General features: G+C 64.8%; 17 protein-coding genes. 7 read left to right on the top strand and 10 right to left on the bottom strand.

The genetic code is table 11. The annotated features are described in order from the left end of the window. Positions 1-51: 51 nt before the first annotated feature. A complete protein-coding gene (locus tag ACY34H_RS06980) occupies positions 52-1,239 on the bottom strand; it encodes a hypothetical protein (RefSeq protein ID WP_464976765.1) in 1,188 nt (395 codons plus the stop codon). Between the two features lie 26 nt (positions 1,240-1,265). Beyond that, the gene (locus ACY34H_RS06975) at positions 1,266-2,126 is read right to left on the bottom strand and encodes an HDOD domain-containing protein (protein ID WP_464976764.1); all 861 of its coding nucleotides are present in this window, start codon (positions 2,124-2,126) and stop codon (positions 1,266-1,268) included. 202 nt (positions 2,127-2,328) lie between these two features. Here ACY34H_RS06975 and ACY34H_RS06970 point away from each other — a divergent pair, with 202 nt between their 5' ends. Further along, a complete protein-coding gene (locus tag ACY34H_RS06970; RefSeq protein ID WP_464976972.1) occupies positions 2,329-2,907 on the top strand; it encodes a DNA-3-methyladenine glycosylase in 579 nt (192 codons plus the stop codon). Positions 2,908-2,969: 62 nt separating this feature from the next. Here ACY34H_RS06970 and ACY34H_RS06965 read toward each other — a convergent pair whose 3' ends face one another. Then, a complete protein-coding gene (locus tag ACY34H_RS06965; RefSeq protein ID WP_464976763.1) occupies positions 2,970-4,655 on the bottom strand; it encodes a methyl-accepting chemotaxis protein in 1,686 nt (561 codons plus the stop codon). 67 nt (positions 4,656-4,722) lie between these two features. Beyond that, positions 4,723-5,193 (bottom strand): cache domain-containing protein, encoded by a 471-nt coding sequence (locus ACY34H_RS06960; protein WP_464976762.1) that lies wholly within the window; start codon positions 5,191-5,193, stop codon positions 4,723-4,725. A 182-nt stretch (positions 5,194-5,375) separates the two neighbouring features. Here ACY34H_RS06960 and ACY34H_RS06955 point away from each other — a divergent pair, with 182 nt between their 5' ends. From ACY34H_RS06955 to ACY34H_RS06945, 3 genes are read left to right on the top strand one after another with little or no spacing between them, the layout of a single operon-like run. Next, a complete protein-coding gene (locus ACY34H_RS06955; protein WP_464976761.1) occupies positions 5,376-6,767 on the top strand; it encodes a KamA family radical SAM protein in 1,392 nt (463 codons plus the stop codon). Between the two features lie 2 nt (positions 6,768-6,769). Next, positions 6,770-8,164: an MFS transporter gene (locus tag ACY34H_RS06950; RefSeq protein WP_464976760.1), complete on the top strand. Its 1,395-nt coding sequence runs from the start codon at positions 6,770-6,772 to the stop codon at positions 8,162-8,164. 51 nt (positions 8,165-8,215) lie between these two features. Further along, complete coding sequence (locus ACY34H_RS06945) at positions 8,216-9,061, top strand: fumarylacetoacetate hydrolase family protein (protein ID WP_464976759.1); 846 nt, start codon at positions 8,216-8,218, stop codon at positions 9,059-9,061. A 50-nt stretch (positions 9,062-9,111) separates the two neighbouring features. Here the strand turns inward: ACY34H_RS06945 and ACY34H_RS06940 are convergent, their stop codons facing one another. From ACY34H_RS06940 to yjgA, 4 genes are all read right to left on the bottom strand, one after another. Further along, positions 9,112-10,449 (bottom strand): aspartate aminotransferase family protein, encoded by a 1,338-nt coding sequence (locus tag ACY34H_RS06940; protein WP_464976758.1) that lies wholly within the window; start codon positions 10,447-10,449, stop codon positions 9,112-9,114. A gap of 273 nt (positions 10,450-10,722) precedes the next feature. Next, positions 10,723-11,391 carry an alpha/beta hydrolase gene (locus ACY34H_RS06935; protein ID WP_464976757.1) on the bottom strand — a complete coding sequence of 223 codons (669 nt, stop codon included), beginning with the start codon at positions 11,389-11,391 and terminating at the stop codon, positions 10,723-10,725. Positions 11,392-11,401: 10 nt separating this feature from the next. After that, the gene (gene mog, locus ACY34H_RS06930) at positions 11,402-12,076 is read right to left on the bottom strand and encodes a molybdopterin adenylyltransferase (protein ID WP_464976756.1); all 675 of its coding nucleotides are present in this window, start codon (positions 12,074-12,076) and stop codon (positions 11,402-11,404) included. Then, positions 12,057-12,674, bottom strand: coding sequence for a ribosome biogenesis factor YjgA (gene yjgA / locus ACY34H_RS06925; protein ID WP_464976755.1), 618 nt, complete (start codon positions 12,672-12,674; stop codon positions 12,057-12,059). Before yjgA ends, mog begins: the two co-directional genes overlap by 20 nt. 92 nt (positions 12,675-12,766) lie before the next feature. On the opposite strand from yjgA, the gene pmbA reads away from it, so the two are divergent. The 3 genes from pmbA to ACY34H_RS06910 all read left to right on the top strand — a co-directional run bounded on the left by pmbA (position 12,767) and on the right by ACY34H_RS06910 (position 19,476). Next, entirely contained in the window at positions 12,767-14,119 is a 1,353-nt protein-coding gene (pmbA, locus tag ACY34H_RS06920; RefSeq protein ID WP_464976754.1) for a metalloprotease PmbA, read from the top strand. 86 nt (positions 14,120-14,205) lie between these two features. Next, positions 14,206-15,294, top strand: coding sequence for a TRAP transporter substrate-binding protein (locus tag ACY34H_RS06915; protein WP_464976753.1), 1,089 nt, complete (start codon positions 14,206-14,208; stop codon positions 15,292-15,294). 483 nt (positions 15,295-15,777) lie between these two features. After that, complete coding sequence (locus ACY34H_RS06910; protein WP_464976752.1) at positions 15,778-19,476, top strand: TonB-dependent receptor; 3,699 nt, start codon at positions 15,778-15,780, stop codon at positions 19,474-19,476. A gap of 183 nt (positions 19,477-19,659) precedes the next feature. Here the strand turns inward: ACY34H_RS06910 and ACY34H_RS06905 are convergent, their stop codons facing one another. Both ACY34H_RS06905 and ACY34H_RS06900 read right to left on the bottom strand, forming a co-directional pair. Continuing rightward, the gene (locus ACY34H_RS06905) at positions 19,660-20,436 is read right to left on the bottom strand and encodes a DUF2145 domain-containing protein (protein ID WP_464976751.1); all 777 of its coding nucleotides are present in this window, start codon (positions 20,434-20,436) and stop codon (positions 19,660-19,662) included. After that, positions 20,433-20,828 carry a hypothetical protein gene (locus tag ACY34H_RS06900; RefSeq protein WP_464976750.1) on the bottom strand — a complete coding sequence of 132 codons (396 nt, stop codon included), beginning with the start codon at positions 20,826-20,828 and terminating at the stop codon, positions 20,433-20,435. Before ACY34H_RS06900 ends, ACY34H_RS06905 begins: the two co-directional genes overlap by 4 nt. Positions 20,829-20,840: the final 12 nt, after the last annotated feature.

The raw sequence follows: 20,840 nt of genomic DNA, 5'->3' as shown, positions 1-20,840 counted from the left end.
GCACATGAAGCGTGCAGTGTAGCCGAAGTGGAAACGTGCCCCCAGCGCTCCCTAGAGCGTGCGCTGGCCGACTGGATTGCCCTGCGCATCGAAACGCGCGGCCACCGCCACGTCGTCGATGCCGAGCGTGGCCAGGGCGTCGCGCACGTCGTCCACTTCCACCGCCAGGTCGCTGCCCAGTGCAAGCGGCCGCTCGCCCGTGGCGAGCAACGTGTCGCCGCCAAGCAGCTGCACGCGCAGCACCATGTCGCCTTGCACGTCGTCCGGGCCGACGACGGCCCGGACCGGACCGGCATGCCCGTCGAGCGCCGCGCCCAGCGTGGCCATCAGCGCCAGCATCGCCTGTTCCGCCAGGCCCTGCTCGCGGGCGCCGAAGAACAGGTCCTGGTACAGGAAGTTCAGTTGCAGGGCGCGGCCGGCCGGCGCGAACAGGCGCCGCACCAGGGGCGCGGCATCCTCGGTCCAGCGGCGGAAGCGTTCCGTTCGCGCGTCGAACCATGCTTCGGCGCGTTCTTCGTCTTCCGGCACCGCGTAGAACGGGTCGTCGGCGTGCTTTTGCGAGAAGCCGACCAGGAAGCGCAGCTCCACCGCCGCATCGTCCGGGCCGAACGCGGTGCCGGTCCAGCCGGTGATGCTGCGCTCCAGGGCCGGCGCCTCGGCGACTTTCCTGTTGCCCAGCACGGCGGACGCTTCGCGCGCCATCGCATGCAGCTGGCTGTAGGTAATGCGGCTGGCCTCGGCCGCATCGTACGCATGGCGCACCAGCACGAGTTTGGCCCTGGGGCTTTCCAGGCCCGCGCTCTTCATGCTTTCGAGCAGCGCGTCGTAGGCCGCGTCGTCCTGGAAGCCCTCCGCCTCGACGAGGCCGCCGGTGCTGCCGACGAACACGGGAATCGCAAAGACATCGATTTCCAGCGCGGGCGCATTTTCGCGCCGGATCTGCAGCGAAGCCGCCGCTTCCTCGACGGCGGTGCGCAGCAGCCGCCAGGCGCCGATATCCTCGTGGCTGGCCTGGTCGATGGCGCCGTACAGCACGTCGTCGTGGTTGCCGTTCAGGTAGCGCCGCAGCAGGCGGTTGAAATCGGCTTCCTTCTGGTGCAGCGCATCGCCGAGCGTGTCGCTGTCCTCCTGTTCTGCCAGCTCGAGCGCCAGCGCGCACAGTGCCGCGATCTGCACTTCTTCTTTTTCTTCTGCGGGGATGGCGGACTTGCGGGGAACGGGCTTTTTATTCTTGGGCATGGGTTTCGAGGCCCGGAAGGGCATCGTCAGTGATCGATGTGGAAAGTGTCGTGCAATTCCTCGAGCAGGTCTTCCATTTCCTCGGCATCCAGGCCCAGGTGGCGGCAGGCCGGTTCACCGCCTTTTTCCCACTCCAGCGAATCGCGGTTGCCATGGTAGCGCGCAATGCCCCGTTCAGCCAGCACCGAGGCGGCCACCAGGGAGCGGATCGCGTCGTCGGTGGCGTCGTCGTCCAGCACCGCGTAGTCGTGATGGTGCAGGATCGCCCAGGAAACGTCCGGCGACAACCCCCAGTTGCGGGCCAGCAGGCAGCCGATGGCGGCGTGGTTGGTGCTGTGGCGCGCATCTTCCACTTCGGTGAAACGGCGCAGCGTGTCTTGTCCGGCGATCGCCAGCGTGTCGGCGTAATCGGCGAAGCGGTCCATCAGCAGCGGCACGCCGATGTCGCAGAACAGGCCGAAGGTATGGGCAATGTCCGGCGGGGCGATGCGCAGCCGGCGGGCGATGAATACCAGCGACTCGGCACGCCGCGCGCTGGTGTCCCAGAACTGGTTCAACGCATTGCTGCCGCCATCGATCGCCTGGCGCGCCAGCAGGCCCGTCAGCAATGCCGCGCACTGGTTGAGACCCAGGAAATTGATCGCCTGTTCGACCGACTTGGCCTTGCGGGCCGCGCCGAAGAATGGCGAGTTGGCCAGTTTCAGCAGCGCGCCCGACATGCCCACGTCGTTGCCGATGATGCGGGCAATGCGGCGCGGCGACGGGTCGTCCTCGGCCAGCTCGGCCTGCAGGTCCACCAGCAGGCTCGGCCGCGGCGGAATGCGGATCGAACGCAGCAGCGCGTCTTCTACAGTGGCTTCCCTGGCATGGGCGGTGGCGGTGGTCATGGTTGTGAGGAGGAACGTCGAACGCGCCATTATCGCTTGTTTCGGTAAGGCAATATCACTTTACCTTCTTTTTTGTTACGAACGAGGGGCCGATGTTGCCGATCCGCGCCGTTTCGATAGCGAAACAGACAGATTGTTTACCGGAAAGGCAATGGTGCCAAGCCCGGCGCTGGGCCGCGCGCGGCGGCGCTACAATCCGTGGATGACGACTTTTCTTGCAGGAATCGACTTCAGCGCACCATCGCACGAGGTGGCACGGCTGCTGATCGGGGTGACGGTGCTGGTGGATGGCGTGGGCGGCCGCATCGTTGAAACCGAGGCCTACGACCGCGAAGATCCCGCTTCGCACACGTATAACGGCCCCACCGAACGCAATGCCGCGATGTTCGGCCCGCCCGCGCATGCCTACGTGTACCGCTCGTACGGCATCCACTGGTGCCTGAACTTCGTGTGCCGCGAGGAAGGCCACGGTGCCGGCGTGCTGATCCGCGCTATCGAACCGTTGCACGGGCTGGATGTGATGGCGGTGCGCCGCAGCCTGACGGACCCGCGGCTGCTGTGCTCGGGCCCGGGGCGGGTTTGCCAGGCACTGGGCATCACGCGCGAGCACAACGGCAAGCCGCTGGCGCTGCCGCCGTTCCAGCTGCTGCCGCGTGACGCCGCGGCCATGGAGTTGACGGTGGCGGCCGGCCCCCGCATCGGCATCTCGAAGGCGATGGAAACGCCCTGGCGCTTCGGCGTGGCCCGTTCGCCCTACCTGAGCAAGCCGTTCCGGCCGTGACCCGCCGGGCCGGCCGCTGATGGGCCACCGACCGGCCGAGGCACACTGACCGGCCGAGGCAATCAGCCACAGCGCTGGGCGCGGCCGCCGTCATGGGCCGGCGCGCCCAGCCGCAGTCCGCGCATCGCGCTGTCCCCCGCGCGGCGTTCGCCGCCGTGGGCGGCGCCGGCATGGTGCAGCGCATGGACCGGCTGCTCGGCCAGGGCGTCCAGTTCGAACACGTTCACCGCGCGCGACAGGCTCACGGCCTGCTCCTGCAGGCTTTCGGCCGCGGCGGCGGCCTGTTCGACGAGGGCCGCGTTCTGTTGCGTGACGTCGTCGATCTGGCCGACCGCCTGGTTCACTTCGGAGATGCCCTGCGCCTGTTCCGCGCTGGCCGCGCTGATGCGGCCGATGATGTGATCGACCTGCTGCACCGACGACACGATGTCGCCCATGCTGCGGCCCGCCAGGCTGACGGAGGCGGCGCCATCGTCGATCGTGGCCACCGACTGGGCGATCAGTTCCTTGATTTCCCGGGCGGCGGCGGCCGAGCGCGCCGCCAGCGTGCGCACCTCGCTGGCCACCACGGCGAAGCCGCGGCCCTGCTCGCCGGCCCGGGCCGCTTCCACGGCCGCGTTCAGCGCCAGGATATTGGTCTGGAACGAGATGCTGTCGATCACGCCGGTGATTTCCACGATCTTGCGCGAGCTGGCGCGGATCGATTCCATCGTCGTCACGGCCTCGGACACGGCGTTGCCGCCTTTTTCCGCCATCGTCGTGGCGGTAGCCGCCAGCCGGCATGCCTCGCGGGCATTGTCGGCGTTCTGGCGCACGGCCTTCGTCAGGCTGGCCATCGCGCTGGCGGTTTCTTCCAGCGAGCCGGCCTGGCGCTCGGTACGGCTGGACAGGTCCAGGTTGCCCACCGCGATCTCATGCGAAGCAGTGTCGATCGACTGCACCGCGCCGCGGATGGTGCGCAGTGTCTGGTTCAGGTTGGCGATGCTCTGGTCCAGCACCCGGGCCGTTTCGGCGATTTCGTCGCGGCCGTCATTCGGCTTCGCCGACGTCAGCCGGCCCGCGGCCAGGCTGCGCACCACGTCGGCGATCGAGCGGATATCGCGCAGCAGCGCCGCACGCACCAGCATCGAGACCAGCAATGACAGCGCTACCGACAGTACGCACAAGCCCGCCATGGCGATGCCCAGCTGGCGGAACTCGGCCTTGGCCTCGGCGTGTGCCGCGGCCGACAGCGCCTGCTCCCGCGCCGAAAGCCGCTGCAGGTCCTGCTCGAGCAGCACGAACTGGCGCTCCGCCTTCTGCATCGAATTGGTGGCGATCGACTGGTCCATCTGCGCCATCTCGATGGTTTCCAGCACGCCCTTGCGGTAGGCGATCAGCGCCTGGCTGGACGTGTCGACCAGCTTGCGCTCTTCCTGGTCCGACACCCGCGCCAGCTGCACCAGTTGCTGTTCGATGCTGCGGTGGCGGGTATGGATCCGGTTGGTGAGCTCGTCCAGCCGGGTCTTCGCGAAGCTGCCGTTGACCCACGCCAGCAATTGATAAATGTTGGCATGGGCGAACCTCGCTTCGCCCGCGATGTCGGCCGTGGCCTTCAGCCGCGCCGCGTGCACCTGCACCAGGTTTTCCAGCGATGCGTTCTGACGCACCATGCCGACCCAGGCGCAAGCCGTGATGGCGACCAGCAAGACCAGCACGACGCTGGGTGCCAGCAACAGTTTGGGACCGATTCGTAATTTGTTCAGCATGACTGCTCCCGCCAGGGATGATGGATGAGTGAATTGTCGAGCGACGCGTGGCGATGCGTGACGGGGGTTATTTCCTGTAGATGCCGGCTTCCAGCACCACGTCGCCAACGCGCAGGATGTACGTGGTCTTCGGTTCGATCTTGCCGCTGACCGGGTTCTTGTACATATAGTCGACCCAGCCCTTGCCCTGCTTTGCGGCCAGCTCGATGATCTCGCGGCGGTACACCTTGCCGCTGGCATCCGGCACGTCGGTCAGGTTCTTGCCCACGATCGACGGGTTGATCGGGTGCGCGATCACGATGCCGGTGTTGATGTCGCGCATGTCCACGTACAGCTCGCCCTGCACGAATTCCGGATCCTTGACGGCCAGCTTCTTCATCAGTGCTTCCTTGCCGTTTGCCTTCATGAACGCGGCGCCGCGCTCGGCCATGGCGATCGCATCCTTTTCGGTGGGCTGGGCCGGCTGGGCGGCCAATGCGGCGGCGCCGATACTGGCAATGGCAAGGCAGGCCATGCTGCGGATCAGTACTTGTTTCATGAGGAGCTCCCGTGGTTGGTTAAGGTCAAATCATTGTGCTCCGGTGCTGCCGGTGGGAAATTGCGCTAGCGCAAGGTGTAAAGAAGACCGACGCAAAATTTCCACGTGGGTATTGATGTTTGGCAACACGCTGCCGTGGCAGGTGCCTACGATGAGCATTCCTTTTTCAGGAGCAAACTAAAATGACCGTCGACTTCGCCCCGCAGAAATTCAAGCCGTACACCTGCCAGAGCATTCGCCAGGCCCGCCAGTGGCAATGGCTGCCGCCGGACCAGCAGGAAGCCGTGCAGGTGATATCGCACGTGTTGCCTTTCCGCACCAACGAATACGTGCTGGAGAACCTGATCGACTGGCGCAACGTGCCGGACGATCCCATTTACCGCCTGGTGTTCCCGCACCGCGACATGCTGCCGGTGGATGAGTACCGCCAGTTGCGCGACCTGGTAATGGTGAAGCAGGACGATGCGGCGATCGCCGCGATGGTGCACAAGATCCGCATGCGCATGAATCCGCACCCGGCCGGCCAGATGACGCACAACGTGCCGCGCGTGAACGATCACGTGCTGAAAGGCCTGCAGCACAAGTACAAGGAAACGGTGCTGTTCTTCCCCAGCGCCGGCCAGACCTGCCACGCCTACTGCACGTTCTGCTTCCGCTGGCCGCAGTTCGTCGGCATGGACGACATGAAATTCGATGCGAGGGAAACCACGGAACTGGTTTCCTACCTGAAGACCCATCCGGAAGTGACGGACGTGCTGATCACCGGCGGCGACCCGATGATCATGAATACCCGTTCGCTGGCCGAGTTCATCGAACCCCTGCTGGGGCCGGAACTGGCGCATATCCAGAACATCCGCATCGGCACCAAGTCCGTGGCGTATTGGCCGCAGCGCTTCGTCACCGACAAGGATGCCGACGACCTGCTGCGCCTGTTCGAGAAGGTGGTGGCAAGCGGCAAGAACCTGGCGATCATGGGCCACTACAACCACGCCGTCGAACTGCGCCAGGACATCGCGCAGAAGGCCGTCAAGCGCATCGTCGGCACCGGCGCCACGCTGCGCATGCAGGGCCCGCTGATCCGCCACATCAACGAAGATCCGCACAGCTGGGCCGAACTGTGGAGCACCGGCGTGCGCCTGGGCGCGATCCCGTACTACATGTTCGTCGAGCGCGACACCGGCCCGAGCGAGTACTTCCAGCTGCCGCTGGCGCGCGCGCACGAAATCTTCCAGCAGGCTTACCAGATGGTGTCCGGCCTGGCGCGCACGGTGCGCGGCCCGTCGATGAGCGCCTTCCCCGGTAAGGTCGCGATCGATGGCGTGGTCACGATCAATGGCGAGAAGCTGTTCGCGCTGCAGTTCCTGCAGGCCCGCAACCCGGATTGGGTGAGGAAGCCGTTCTTCGCGAAATACGACGAGAACGCGACCTGGCTCGACCACCTGAAGCCCGCCTTCGGCAAGGAGAAATTCTTCTTCGAGACCGACGACGCGCCAGCGTTGCACCTGCCGCAGCAGCGCAAGGTCATTCCGATCACCAGCGCGCGCTCGTGCACATCGCAGGGCAACGCCGCCTGAGCATGGATGCATCGGCATCGGCATCGGCATCCGCATCCGCACCGGCGCCCGCACCGGCATCGGTACCGGCAACGGCAGCAGCGGCCGTACCGGCACCGGCATCGCTGGCCGGCTTCGTCTCCGGCGGGCGCAGGGCACGGCCGGGCCAGCTCTCCGGCCCGGCCTTGCTGTGCCTCGTGCTGCTGCCCTATGCGCTGGGGCATTACCTGTCTTGCCTGCTGCGCACCGTAAACGCGGTGCTGGCGCCGCAACTGGTGGATGCGGCGGCGCTGACGCCGGGCGACCTGGGGCTGCTCACCAGTGCCTACTTCCTGGCATTCGCGCTGGCCCAGCTGCCGGTCGGCATCGCGCTGGACCGATTCGGCCCGCGCGCGGTACAGGTGCCGATGCTGCTGCTGGCGGCAGCGGGCACGTTCGCTTTCGCGTTCGGCACCGGCTTCGTGCAGTTGCTCGTTGCGCGCACGGTGATGGGCCTCGGCCTGGCCGGCTGCTTCATGGCGGCCGTGAAGGCGATCTCCACGTGGGTGCCGCCGGCCAGGATGCCGTCGGTGCAGGGCTGCCTGATCGCCGCGGGCGGCCTGGGCGCGGCATCGTCCGCGCTGCCGGTTGGCCTTTTCCTGCAACACGCCGACTGGCGCGTGCTGTTCGTGCTGCTGGCGCTGTGCTGCGTGGCGGTGGCGCTGCTGATCCTGCTGGTGGCGCCCACGCAGGCGGCCGCGCCAAGGCAGCCGTTCGGCGTGGCGGTCATCGCCGAGGTGTTGCGCCACCCGGCGTTCCGCGAAACGGCGTCACTGGTGCTGGTGCCGCACGCGGTGTTCTTCGGCATCCAGGGACTGTGGATCGGGCGCTGGCTGGCGGATGTGGGGCACTACTCCGAACAGGACGTGGCATGGCTGCTGTCGATCGGCATGGGCGCCGTGATCGCCGGCGCGCTCGCCGTCGGCATGGTGGTCGAATGGGCCGGCCGGCGCGGCGCCGAACCGATCACCGTGGCCGGCGTGGGCGTGGCGCTGTTCGTCGCCGTGCAGTGCGGCTTCGTGCTGGGCTGGCAGCCCGCTGGCTTCCCTGGATTTGCGACGTTGTCCGTGCTGTTCGCGCTGGTGGGCACGATCACCGGCATCGAATACACGATCGTGGCGCAGGCCATGCCGCCATCGCTCACGGGACGCGCATCCACGTGCCTGAACCTGCTGATCTTCCTGGGCGCGTTCGCCGTGCAGGCGGGCTTCGGCATGATCGTCGGCCTGTGGCAGCCGGACGCCGCGCAGCACTATCCTGCCGCTGCTTACCAGGCCGCGTTTTTCGTGCTGGTGCTGCTGCAGTTGCCAGGCATCGCCCGGTTCTTCTGGCGCCGGCGCAGGCCGCTTCCCGCGAACCCTGTAGAATCTCCGCTTTGACCGGAAGCGGGCTTTTGCCAGGCTTCCGCCGCATCACAAGCAGGAGAGAAAATGAAACTGGTTCGTTATGGCCGCGTCGGCAAGGAAAAGCCTGGCCTGATCGATGAAGAAGGCAGGCTGCGCGACCTGTCGGGCGTGATCGGCGACCTCGCCGGCGCCAACCTGGCGGACAAGGTGCTGAAGAAGATCGCCAAAATCCCGTATGACACACTGCCCCTGGTGCGCGGCAATCCGCGCTTCGGCGTGCCGGTGGGGAAGGTGGGCAAGTTCATCGGCATCGGCCTCAATTACGCCGACCACGCGGCCGAATCGAACCTGCCGGTGCCGAAGGAACCGATCGTGTTCATGAAGGCGGTCACCAGCCTGTCCGGCGCGGACGATCCGGTGATGCTGCCCAAGGGGTCGAAGAAGACGGACTGGGAAGTGGAGCTGGGCGTCGTCATCGGCACCCGTGCGCGCCATGTCAGCGAAGCCGATGCCGAGAAATACGTGGCCGGCTATTGCGTGGTCAACGACGTTTCCGAGCGCGAATTCCAGCTCGAACGTGGCGGCCAGTGGGACAAGGGCAAGGGCTGCGACACGTTCGGCCCGGTCGGCCCCTGGCTCGTCACGCGCGACGAAGTGTGGGACGTCAACGACCTCGACCTGTACCTGGAATTGAACGGCAAGCGCATGCAGACCGGGAACACGTCGACGATGATCTTCAAGGTGCCGCAGATCGTCGCGTACCTGTCGCAGTTCATGACGCTGGAACCGGGCGACATCATCTGCACCGGCACGCCGCCCGGCGTGGGCATGGCGCGCAAGCGCTTCCTGAAGAAAGGCGATTTCCTTCGGCTTGGCATCGCCGGGCTGGGCGAGCAGCAGCAGGACGTGATCGGGTTCCAGCAGTTCTAAAAATAGGGACGGACCCTGTTTTTCAGGAAATACCGTCCCGGCACGTACCATCAAGCCGGCCGGATCGCCTCGAGTGCCCGCCCCATCGCATCGGACAGCCGGTTGACGATCTGCGCCAGGTCCGCCTCGGTGGCGATGAACGGCGGCGCCAGCAGGATATGATCGCCACGCCTGCCGTCCGCGGTGCCGCCCATCGGGTACACCATCAGGCCGCAGTCCATCGCCTTTTCCTTCACCGCCGCAAACAGTTTCAGGTCCGGGTCGAACGGGCGCTTGCTCTCGCGGTCCTGCACCAGTTCCAGCCCCACCAGCAGGCCGCGGCCGCGAATGTCGCCGACATGGGGATGGGCGCCGAACGCGTCGCGCAGCATGCGCCGCAGGGTGGTGCCGCGCACCGTGGCCGCGCCCAGCAGGCAATCGCGCCTGATCACTTTTTGCACCGCCAGCGCGGCGGCCGCCGCAACCGGGTGCGCGTTGTACGTATGCCCGTGCTGGAACACGCCGCTGCCGCTGCGCAGCCGCTCCACCACATGGTCACGCGCCAGCACCGCGCCGATCGGCTGGTAGCCGGCGGCCAGGCCTTTGCCCAGTGCGACCAGGTCGGGCACCACGCCATCCTGCTCGATCGCGTACAAGGTGCCGGTGCGGCCCATGCCGCACATGACTTCGTCCGCGATGAACAGCATGCCGTACTTGTTGCACAGCGCACGCACGCCCTTGAAGTAGCCGGGCGTCGGCGGCACGGCGCCGAGCGTGGCGCCAACCACGGGCTCGGCGCAGAAGCCGATGATGTTGTGCGGGCCCACGTCGAGGATTTTCCGTTCCAGTTCGTCGAGCAGGCCGGCGGTGTACTCGTTGACATCCTGCCCGGCCGGGCGGTGCCGGTATTCATAGCACGGCGAGACGCGCGCCACGTCCATCAGCAATGGTTCGAACTGCTTGCGGCGTGCCTCGTTGCCGCCCAGGGCCAGCGCGCCCAGCGTATTGCCGTGGTAGCTCTGCTGGCGGGAGATGAACACGCGGCGCTCGTGTTCGCCGTTCTCGACGAAATACTGGCGCGCCATCTTCAGCGCCGATTCGATGGCCTCGGAACCGCCGGAGACCAGGTAAACGTTGTTCAGGTCGCCCGGCGCATCGGTGGCCAGGCGCTGCGCCAGTTCCTCGGCGACGTCGGTGGTGAAGAAGCCCGAGTGGGCATAGGCCGTCGATTTCATTTGCGCGCCCATCGCGGCCAGCACGTCCGGGTGGCTGTGGCCCAGCGACGACACCGCCGCGCCGCCGCTCGCATCGAGATAGGTATTGCCATTGCTGTCGCGCAGGTACATGCCGAACGCGCACACGGCGGTCGGGGGTGTCCGGCGCAGGTTCCGGTGGATCATTTGGGTCATGATGTCCTCGTCGTGGTTGATCGTTCGCACGACAGTAGCCCGCAGGAAACACCCTGGTATTGATCTATCTCTTGCCTTAGCGAATAAAACTGGGGACGTACCCCTGTTTAGCGGAAAGTTAATTGCGTGAACGCAGTCACAAACGTGACGGTGCGTCATGCAAGTATTTCCTCGAAACAGGGGTACGTCCCCAGTTTGTTTGCGTCTTGCGCCGACGTGACGATTCGGGACGCTGGTGTTGCCTCAAAACAGGGGTACGTCCCCAGTTTTGCCTTACTTCAGGATTTTGTTCAGCCAGCCGGAGATGTCGCTGACTTCTTCCGGGCAGACGGAGTGCTGCATGTAGTAGTCGTGCCACTCGACGTTATAGCCCAGCGATTGCAGCAGGTCGCGCGAGGCGGTGGCGCGGGCCAGCGGGATCACCGGGTCGAGCCGGCCGTGGACGAGGAAGATCGGCGTGTCCTGGTTGGCGGCGCTGCGCTCGGCGGCCACCTTGTCGGCCAGCGGCACGTAGCCGGACAGGCACAACAGCCCGCCCAGTTTTTCCTTGTAGCGCAGGCCGGTCTGCAGCGTCATCGCACAGCCCTGCGAGAAGCCGCCGAGGATGATCCGGCTGGCCGGGATGCCGCGCGATTTCTCGCGCTCGATCAGCGCTTCCACCTGCAGCTGCGATGCGCGCAGGCCTTTCTCGTCTTCCTGGCGGCCCAGGTCGGTATGGATGATGTCGTACCACGCGCGCATCGTGTAGCCGCCGTTGATCGTCACCGGCATGGTGTTCGCGTGCGGGAAGATGAAGCGGATGCCGGGCAGGCCGGACAGGTTCAGCTCCTTCACGAACGGCACGAAGTCGTTGCCGTCCGCGCCCAGGCCGTGCATCCAGATGATCGCAACCTGCGGAGCGTCGTTGGTGGAAACTTCGATATTCGGTAAGACGTCGATCATGGATTCCTCGTCATTGCAGTGGCGTGGCGGCCGCCTTGTTGTCGGGTGGATTGCGCAGCGCGGACTTCGGCCGGAATGCCTTGCACACGGCGGCATCGGTCTCGATATACGGGCCGCCGATCAGGTCGATGCAGTAGGGCACGGCGGCGAAGATGCCGGCGGCGACCTGGTGGCCGGCGTCGTCCTTCAGTCCTTCCAGCGTTTCCTTGATGGACTTCGGCTGGCCGGGCAGGTTCATCACCAGCGCAGCATGCGGTGGCGATACCCCGTCCGTCTCGCGGATCACGGCCACCTGCCGCGACAGGATCGCGGTCGGCACGAAACGCAGGCTGATCTGCCGCATCTGCTCGCCGAAGCCCGGCATTTCCTTTGTGCCGATGGCCTGCGTGGCTTCGGGCGTCACGTCGCGGCGGGCCGGGCCGGTGCCGCCGGTGGTCAGCACCAGGTGGCATTTCACCGTATCGACCAGCTCCGCCAGCGTTGCCTCGATGGTGGCGCGGTCGTCCGGGATCAGCCGCGTCTCCACGCGGAACGGCGTGGTGATCGCGCTCTTCAGCCAGTCTTCCAGCGCGGGAATGCCGAGGTCCTGGTAGACGCCGCCGCTGGCGCGGTCGGAGACCGACACCAGGCCGATCACCAGTTCCCGTGGTTCCGCGATGGCGTCGTTATTCGTCGCGTTCGTCATCTTCGTCGTCCTCGCCCTCGGCGTCGGCATCGGCCGCCGCCTTGGCCGCGCCGCGCGTCTTGGCATCGAGTTCCTTGAGCAGCTGGAAGATCTCGCGGTACGCCTTCGGCGGCTTGTTCTCGGCCTGCTCCTTGCGCGCATTGCGGATCAGCGTGCGCAGGTGCTGCGCATCCAGTTCCTGGTGTTCGGCCAGCAGCGCGGTCAGCGCCTGGTCGTCGGCCAGCAGCTTGTCGCGGCGGCGTTCCAGCGCATGCAGCGCGGCCGTATCGGCTTTCGACGCGCCTTTCCAGCCTTCGATCGTGCGCTGGATGATGGCCACTTCCTCTTCGGTCAGCGTGCGCATCTTCTTGCCGACGAACTGCAGCTGGCGGCGGCGGCCTTCGTGGTTCTTGATGTTCTGGCATTCCAGGATGGCATCCTTGACATCCTCCGGCATCGGCACGCGCTTCACGCGGTCGCGCGGCTGTTCCACCAGTTCGAGGCCCAGGGCTTGCAGCGCGTCGGAGTGGCGTTTCATTTCGGTCTTGGAAGGGCGCTCGTATTTTTCCTGGAATTCGGAGGAATCGAAGCCGACGGCCCCGCGGTTTGCATTTGGCATGATGAAGAACGCGCCACTTCAGGCGCGCCTGTAAAAACGGTAAACGGCTGCTATGATAACTGTTTTAAAGATTAGCCTACTAAAAGCACCCTATGAGCGAATCGCATTTCACCCACAGCCAGGACCAGTTGAAACAGATCGCGCGAGATGTACTGGATTACGCGCGCAAGACCGGCGGCACCGATGCCGCCGTCGAGATCAGCGAAGGTAGCGGGCTGTCGGTGTCGGTGCGCAAGGGCAAGATCGAAACGATCGAACAGAACAAGGACAAGGGCCTCGGCATCACCGTCTTCGTCGGCCAGAAGCGCGGCAATGCCTCGACGTCGGACTTTTCCACCGCATCGCTGCAGGCCACCGTGGAAGCGGCCTACAACATCGCCCGCTTCACGGCGGACGACGAAGCGGCCGGCCTGGCCGAGGAACACCTGCTCGAGCGCGAACCGCGCGACCTGGAACTGTTCTATCCATGGCCGATCAGCACCGAGGAAGCGGTGGTGCTGGCGCAGCGCGCCGAGGCCGCGGGCTTCGCCGTCGATCCGCGCGTGACCAACAGCGAAGGCGCCGGCGTGCACGTGCAGCAGTCGCACTTCGTGGCGGCCAATTCGCGCGGCTTCATCGGCGGCTATCCGTATTCGCGCCACACGATCTCGGCCACGCCGATCGCCGGCAAGGGCGCCCATATGCAGCGCGACGACTGGTACAGCTCGGTGCGCGATCCGAAGAAACTGGCCACGCCGGAAGCGATCGGCCGCTACGCCGCGGAACGCGCGCTGGCCCGGCTGCACGCACGCCAGATCACCACGCGCACCTGCCCGGTGCTGTTCGAGGCGCCGCTGGCCGCCGGCCTGCTGGGGGCCTTCGTGCAAGCCACCTCCGGTGGCGCGCTGTACCGCAAGTCCACCTTCCTGCTCGATACGCTGGGCCAGCAGGTGTTCCCGGATCACATCCAGGTCAGCGAAGATCCGCATGTCCCGGGCGGCATCGGTTCGGCGCCGTTCGACGAGGAAGGCGTGCGCACGCAGTACCGCGACGTCGTCAAGGATGGCGTGCTGCAGGGGTATTTCCTGTCCACCTACACGGCCCGCAAGCTGGGCATGCAAACCACCGGCAATGCCGGCGGCTCGCACAACCTGTCGCTCACGTCGAGCCTCACGCAGCCGGAAGACGATTTCGCCGGCATGCTGAAGAAGATGGGCACCGGCCTGCTGGTCACCGAACTGATGGGGCAGGGCACCAACTACGTGACCGGCGATTACTCGCGCGGAGCGTCCGGCTTCTGGGTCGAGAACGGCATCATCCAGTACCCGGTCGAGGAAATCACCATCGCCGGCAACATGAAGGAAATGTTCCGCCAGATCGTCGGCATCGGCAACGACGTGCTGATCCGTGGCACCAAACAGACGGGTTCCATCCTGATCGAGAAGATGGTCGTCGCCGGCAACTGAACAGTTGCCACGCCATCGGCGTTTCCCTACACTGTCCTGAGCAGTAGCCGTTTTTCCTTACGTTACAAAAAATCTCAGGAGACCGTATGGAACGTCGACGCTTCATTGCGAAGGCTGCCGCGGGCGCTGGTGCGGGCATCATCGCCGCTCCCGCGCTGGCGCAGTCCCAGCCCACCATCAGCTGGCGCCTCGCCTCCAGCTTCCCCAAATCGCTGGACACCATCTTCGGCGCTTCGGACACCTTCACCAAGCGCATCGCACAGCTCACCAACGGCAAATTCACCATCCGCTCGTTCGCGGCCGGCGAAATCGTGCCGGGCCTGCAGGTGCTCGATGCGGTGCAGGCCGGCACCGTCGAATGCGGCCACAGCGCCTCCTACTACTACTTCGGCAAGGACTCCACCTTTTCGTTCGACTGCGCGGTGCCGTTCGGCCTCACGTCGCGGCAGCATACCGCCTGGTACGACCAGGGCGGCGGCCGCGAACTGATGCGGGCGTTCTTCAAGGACTACAACATCGTCAATTTCCTCGGCGGGAATTCCGGCACGCAGATGGGCGGCTGGTTCCGCAAGGAGATCAAGTCGGTGGCTGACCTGAAGGGCACCAAGATGCGCGTGGCCGGTTTCGCCGGCAAGGTGCTGGAACGGCTGGGCGTGGTGCCGCAGCAGCTGGCCGGCGGCGACATCTATCCGGCGCTGGAAAAGGGCACGATCGACGCGGCCGAGTGGGTCGGCCCGTACGACGATGAAAAGCTGGGCTTCTTCAAGGTGGCGCCGTTCTACTATGCGCCGGGCTGGTGGGAGCCGTCGGCGTCGTTCACGTTCTATGTGAACATCAAGGAATGGGAAAAGCTGCCGAAGGATTACCAGGCCGCCGTCGAAGTGGCCAGCTACGAAGCGCACGTGACGATGCAGGCCGAATACGACGTGAAGAACCCCACTGCGCTGGCCCGGCTGCTGAAGAACGGCGTCAAGCTGCGCACCTATCCGCGCGACGCGATGGATGCCTGCTACAAGACGTCCGTGGCCGTGATGGAAGAGGAAGCCTCGAAGAACGCCAAATTCCGCAAGATCTACGACCCGTGGAAAAGGTTCAGGCAGGACCAGAACCAGTGGGCGTCGGTGGCCGAGGCGCCGATCCAGAATTACCTGATCAATGCCGGGCGCGGGAAATAATTCAGCGTGTGCCAGAAGTCATAAAAAGCCGGAACGGATTCGCCATCCGTTCCGGCTTTTTTATCGCAGGGAGATAAAGCCATCTTTGGAATGTATATCGAATTCATATACATTTTTGATGATTTGGAATACCTCAGAACCATTCAAAGCGCCAGATATCGATAAATGTTTTTGGCTTTTTACAACAGATAGTTTTCTGGCACCACTTTTCTTTGCTGCACTGCAGCAGGCATTTCTCAATCATGAATCTGATCGATTACCGCGAAAAGATCACCGAAATGATTGTGAAATCGATTTCATGCGTCCATTCCCCTGCGTGGTAGCGTGCATAGCACAGCAGCCTTTGCTGCACCTACGGCATTTTTTATTTGATCAACTTGCTGAGCATTGAAATTGCCGAAAGTTAAAAAGCCTCTCCGCCGATTAAATTTCCATTGCAGGGAATCTAATTAAATAAATCAATTAAAAAGTGTGGAGAAGAGAATGCAACGGTTCGAGTTCCAACCACTGCGCCTCAGTACGCTGAGTGCCGCGGTATCGCTGGCGCTGGCGTCGATGGCGGCCAGCGCGCCTGTCATGGCGCAGCAGGCAGCAACGGCCGCCGAGGCCGAGGCGCCCATCCAGAAGGTGCAGGTGGTGGCCACCCGCGCATCGCAGCAATCGGGCATCGAGCGCAAGAAGAATGCCGCCACGGCGATCGATTCGATCGTCGCCGAGGACGTCGGCGCCTTCCCCGACCGTAACGTGGCCGAAGCGATCTCGCGGATCGCCGGTATCGCGGTGGACCGCGGCGACTTCGGCGAGGGCGTCAACGTCGCCCTGCGCGGCAACGGCCCGGACCTGACCCGCGTAGAGATCGACGGCCAGGGCGTGCAGGCCGGCGGCGGTACCGACCTGAACGGCGGCGGCAACGGCCGCGGCGTCGAGTTGCGTGAAATCTCCGCCGACCTGATCAAGAGCGTCGACATCGTCAAGGGCGCCACCGCCGATGGCACCGAAGGCGGCCTGGGCGGCAGCGTCATCATCAAGACCCGTACCGGTCTCGACTTCAAGAAGCCGTTCTACTCGCTGCGCCTGTCGGGCGCGCAGAACTCGCTGAACAAGGACTGGACGCCGGACGGCAACCTGGTGATCGCCCGCCAGTTCATGGATGGCCGCCTGGGCGTGGTGCTGAACGGCTCCGCTTCGCAGGTGCGCAACGAAGGCCATTTCGCACAGGTGGCAACCAGCGCCAGTCAGGGCTATGCCCGCGCCATCGACTTCGACGGTTCGCCTGAAAAGACCTTTGCCTATAATCCTTCCACCGTCTCCACCACGGATGCGACCGCGACGCAGCCGGCGCTGCGCAGCCCGCTGTCCGCCGGCGGCTTCTTCGATGCCTCCTCGCCGCTCGATGTGGTGACCCGCTCGGCGGCCGCGCAGAGCAAGGCGGACTGTTATGCGGCGTTCCCGAACCTGACCGAAGCGCAGGTCAATGCGATCACCGCGGGCAATGCCCGCACCGCGGCCATCAACCACCGCGGCAACGAGCAGATGTCGTGCCTGAACCAATGGAACGACTATACGCCATCGCTGGTCCGTTACATCCAGAAGCGCCAGATCGACAAGCGCCGCTCGCTCGACCTGCGCGTGGACTTCAAGGTCAACAACGAACTGACCGTGTACGGCAAGGGCAGCTACCAGCGCCGCCGCGTGGACGACAACTTCCTCACCTATAACCTGGGTGGCGTGGCCATCAACCCGGCAACTACTGCCGGCCCGAACTACGCCGGGGCGGCCTACACCGAAGACGTCGCCAACAACCGGCTGGTGCCAGTGCCCGGTTCCGGCTACTTCAGCTATGCTTCGCCGTCGTTCCGCTCAGGTAACTACCCATGGTCGAACTCGGTGGTCAACATCGATCCCGCCTCGGTCGAGGTCGATGCGAACCACCACGTGACGAAGTTCACGATCGCCGACGGCAACGTGGGCACGGACCAGATCCACAACGTCATGGAAACCTCGGCCCGCTACCTGCAGCTGGGCGGCAGCTACCGCAAGGGCGGTTTGTTCGCCGAATTCCTGCTGGGCGACGCGAAGTCCGACTTCACGCGCGGCGACAAGCGCACCAGCTGGAGCTACAACTACGGCCCGGCCACCATGTCCGCGCTGCCGAACGGCCTGTGGACGTATCAATTCCCGCAAGGCGGCGGTCCGTCGGCCGTCACGGCGGCGCAGTATGCAACGCTGCGTCCCGCCTCGGTAAATCAGAACGCGGTGGCGGCGAATGCCACGACCATCAACAGCTCGCCCGCCTATACGATCGCCCAGCAGCCGTTGCTGACGCAGGCACCACAGATCACCTGGACGCCGAAGATCAACGAAACGGGCGAGCGCACCGCCAAGCTGGACCTGACGTATGCGCTGCCCGACTCGATCCCGTTCCTGACCCGCTTGAAGTCCGGCTTCAACTTCCGCGACACCAAGGGCAGCAGCTGGGGTGCCGGCGGCTTCGAGGCGCAGACAGCAGTAGGCAGCTTTGGCCAGCCGGGCTTCCAGCGCGCCATCATGGTGCCATCGGCCAACGTGCGCAGCTCCTTCGTCGGCTGCCAGGATACGCCCGGGTCGCTGGGCGCGGGCGGCAAGCCCTGCCAGTACGGTTATGTGCCAAGCAATACCCATGGTGTCACCACGAACCAGTCCGGCCAGATGGTGCTGACGCCAGCCCAGTTCCAGGACATCATCGCCCAGTCGATGCATACGGCCACCACCAACTTCTTCAACGGCTCCAAGGACCGTCCGGCGGAGCTGATCAACGGCTGGACCGAGATCGACGTCGAGAAAGTATTCGCCATGGCGAACCTGCCGAACGTGAACTTCAACTGCGTGAAGGAGTGCGTCGGCAGCGATGGCCAGATGTATGCACAGCCGGTGAACACGTTCCGCGAACGCACCAAGTCCGGCTACCTGATGACCGACTTCGCGCTCGACCATATCCCGTTCACGGAGCGGCCGCTGCCGTTCGGCATGGAGCTCGAAGGCAATGCGGGTTACCGCATCGTGAATACCCGTGTCGAAGCGACGGGCCGCATGCAGTTCACGTCGATCGTTCCGAACGCAAACTTCGATCCAGCGAATCCGTCCGCCCCGGCAGGCCGGACGACGGCCACCGTGTCGAAGCTGACCACGCTGGAGTCGAGCGAGACCGACTACCTGCCGATCTGGAACCTGGCGCTGTGGGTGGTGCCAAACGAGTGGGTGCTGCGCTACAACCAGGGCAAGGCGGTGGCCCGTCCAGCCGTCGGCAATCTGATCCCTTCCGGCAATTGCACGTTCGACGCGACGCAGCTGAGTTCCAATAGCGACGATGCCGACATGCGCTGCTCCGGCACGGTCGGCAACCCTGCCCTGCGGCCGCAGACGAACATCAACCAGAACCTGACGCTGGAATGGTATCCGAACGCCGACACGCAGTTCTCGCTGGCTGGATTCCGCCAGCGCGGCAAGATCGGCCCGTCGCGCACCACCGGCGTCAGCGGCGTGAAGGTATTCCAGGGTTCCAACCTGGTCGATCCGATCACCGGTCAGGCGCTCGACGATGTCGGCTTCAGCTATAACACGTGGGAAAACGGCGCCGCCTCCACGCGAAAGGGCTTTGAGTTCTCGTCGAAGACGGCGTTCACGTTCCTGCCGTGGTACCTGCGCTACACGGGTCTGGACATCAACTACACCCGCGTGCGTTCGGCCACCACGGCGGTCGACGTCGTGGACCTGATCACCGGCGATGCACTGCCGCCAGTGCGGGAATCGAAGTACTCGTACAACTGGTCGCTGTGGTACGACGACGGCAAGCTGTCGGCCCGCGTGGCCGTGCAGGCCGATACCGGCTACTTCACCTGTATCGCCGCATGTGGAGCGAATACGGTGAACAACTACCCGAACGCGGGCGGCGGCCGCACCGCGTTCCTGCCCTATAACCCTGGCTCCCCGAACTTCAAGGATGCCTCGAAGTTCATCGACGCCAAGGTCGCGTACCGCTTCAACGACAACATCGAGGTGTTCGCCGAAGCCCGCAACCTGGGCAAGGAAACCACGTCGAACAGCCAGGGCGCTTATTCGCGCTTCGCGGACGGCACGCAGAGCATCCTCGACTATGCGTATGCTGGGCGCAAGCTGATGTTCGGTATCAACCTGCGTAATTGATGGCGTAGCAGTTGCAAGAAAAAAACCGGTGGCGGAGCAGGGGTTTCGCGGAGCATCGCTCGGCGCCTGCGTAGCGGAGATGGCCTGCAGGCCATCTCTCCTTCCTGCACCGGTTTTTTTTGTCGTAAACCGTGACGGCCTCCAATCTTTTTGCGCCAGATCAAACCACGCGCACGGATGCGGTCAATCGACGACGAACACTTTCGCCGCGCTATCCGCCGTGCGCACGAAGCGCACGATCGCGTCGGTGGTGATGGTGTCGATCTGGCCCGCCATGCGCCGCTCGAACGGATGATCGTCGAACGCCACGTTGGCACGGAACATCCGGCCACCCAGCCGCGTGAACGTCGGCACCTCGATCGTCAGCGGCGTGAAGCCTGCACCCTTCAACCAGGCCTGCGCTTCGGCGCGCGTTTCCACCTTGCCCGTTGGCGCGCTGGCGGCGGCGTAAGTCTCCAGTACCCACTGGTTCGAGTTCTGGTAGCGCGTGGAAAACGCATACGCCAGCATGTTGTAGTGCGGCTCGTGCAGCCGTCTCGGCGTGCGCGAGGCGAGCAATGCGGCAAGCCGTGCCTGCACTTGCGGCGCCGGAACCAGCACGTGCGTCGAGTGGCGGTGCAGGCCGATCAGCAGGAAATTGCCGACGCCTTCGTTCCACAAGTCCGAGCCGGCCGTGCCGCAGTCGTTCAGCTCATGCACGACGGTCCAGCGGCCGGCGGCATGGTTGCGCACCACGAACGCCATATGCGAGTACGTGAGGCCGTACTTGCTCAAGTCCTGTCCGGCGCGGGAAATCATCGCCACGGTTGCGCCGCTATCGTCCAGCGCTTTCAGCGTGCGCTGTGCCAGGTTCATCGTCGTCACCACTTCTTCGATCGATAGCGGGGTTTCTTCGCAACTGCGCCCGGCTAGCGCGAACGGCGAGTGCAATACCAGCGCCACCAGCACCGCCGCCTTCATTGCGGCACCTTTTCGCGGCGCAGCAGTGCTTTGCCAAGTTCGTTCGGAATGAAGGCGATGACCTTGCCCGACAGGACGAGCGCGTGGCCCGTGGACATGGCAACGATGTCGACCATCGTGCCGGCCGCAATCGACAGGCTGGTTGCCGCCTCACCGGACAGGCGCACCGTCGAGCGGCTGGCATTGCCCACGCTTTCGACGACCAGTTCGACGCCGTCACTGACTCGCTCCGACCCGGCGACGATAACGCTTCCGGCCACCAGCGAACCGAAGACGACAACACCGGAAATTTCTCCTGCCGAGTGCGACAGGCCGGACTGGGCAAATGCCGCAGTGTGGACGGCGGCGGTGGAAAAGCACAGGGCAATGGACAGGACGAGCAGGCGTTTCATGGCGATTCTCCA

The organism is Pseudoduganella sp. jia 9 (genome assembly GCF_055502615.1).
Note: the sequence above shows the minus strand (reverse complement) of the source record. Positions and strands in the feature narration are given on the sequence as shown.

What these genes read in the sequence shown, in the direction of transcription:
- ACY34H_RS06980 (WP_464976765.1), bottom strand. Translation starts at nt 1,239, where the DNA reads ATGCCCAAGAATAAAAAGCCCGTTCCCCGCAAGTCCGCCATCCCCGCA.
- ACY34H_RS06975 (WP_464976764.1), bottom strand. Translation starts at nt 2,126, where the DNA reads ATGACCACCGCCACCGCCCATGCCAGGGAAGCCACTGTAGAAGACGCG.
- ACY34H_RS06970 (WP_464976972.1), top strand. Translation starts at nt 2,329, where the DNA reads ATGACGACTTTTCTTGCAGGAATCGACTTCAGCGCACCATCGCACGAG.
- ACY34H_RS06965 (WP_464976763.1), bottom strand. Translation starts at nt 4,655, where the DNA reads ATGCTGAACAAATTACGAATCGGTCCCAAACTGTTGCTGGCACCCAGC.
- ACY34H_RS06960 (WP_464976762.1), bottom strand. Translation starts at nt 5,193, where the DNA reads ATGAAACAAGTACTGATCCGCAGCATGGCCTGCCTTGCCATTGCCAGT.
- ACY34H_RS06955 (WP_464976761.1), top strand. Translation starts at nt 5,376, where the DNA reads ATGACCGTCGACTTCGCCCCGCAGAAATTCAAGCCGTACACCTGCCAG.
- ACY34H_RS06950 (WP_464976760.1), top strand. Translation starts at nt 6,770, where the DNA reads ATGGATGCATCGGCATCGGCATCGGCATCCGCATCCGCACCGGCGCCC.
- ACY34H_RS06945 (WP_464976759.1), top strand. Translation starts at nt 8,216, where the DNA reads ATGAAACTGGTTCGTTATGGCCGCGTCGGCAAGGAAAAGCCTGGCCTG.
- ACY34H_RS06940 (WP_464976758.1), bottom strand. Translation starts at nt 10,449, where the DNA reads ATGACCCAAATGATCCACCGGAACCTGCGCCGGACACCCCCGACCGCC.
- ACY34H_RS06935 (WP_464976757.1), bottom strand. Translation starts at nt 11,391, where the DNA reads ATGATCGACGTCTTACCGAATATCGAAGTTTCCACCAACGACGCTCCG.
- mog (WP_464976756.1), bottom strand. Translation starts at nt 12,076, where the DNA reads ATGACGAACGCGACGAATAACGACGCCATCGCGGAACCACGGGAACTG.
- yjgA (WP_464976755.1), bottom strand. Translation starts at nt 12,674, where the DNA reads ATGCCAAATGCAAACCGCGGGGCCGTCGGCTTCGATTCCTCCGAATTC.
- pmbA (WP_464976754.1), top strand. Translation starts at nt 12,767, where the DNA reads ATGAGCGAATCGCATTTCACCCACAGCCAGGACCAGTTGAAACAGATC.
- ACY34H_RS06915 (WP_464976753.1), top strand. Translation starts at nt 14,206, where the DNA reads ATGGAACGTCGACGCTTCATTGCGAAGGCTGCCGCGGGCGCTGGTGCG.
- ACY34H_RS06910 (WP_464976752.1), top strand. Translation starts at nt 15,778, where the DNA reads ATGCAACGGTTCGAGTTCCAACCACTGCGCCTCAGTACGCTGAGTGCC.
- ACY34H_RS06905 (WP_464976751.1), bottom strand. Translation starts at nt 20,436, where the DNA reads ATGAAGGCGGCGGTGCTGGTGGCGCTGGTATTGCACTCGCCGTTCGCG.
- ACY34H_RS06900 (WP_464976750.1), bottom strand. Translation starts at nt 20,828, where the DNA reads ATGAAACGCCTGCTCGTCCTGTCCATTGCCCTGTGCTTTTCCACCGCC.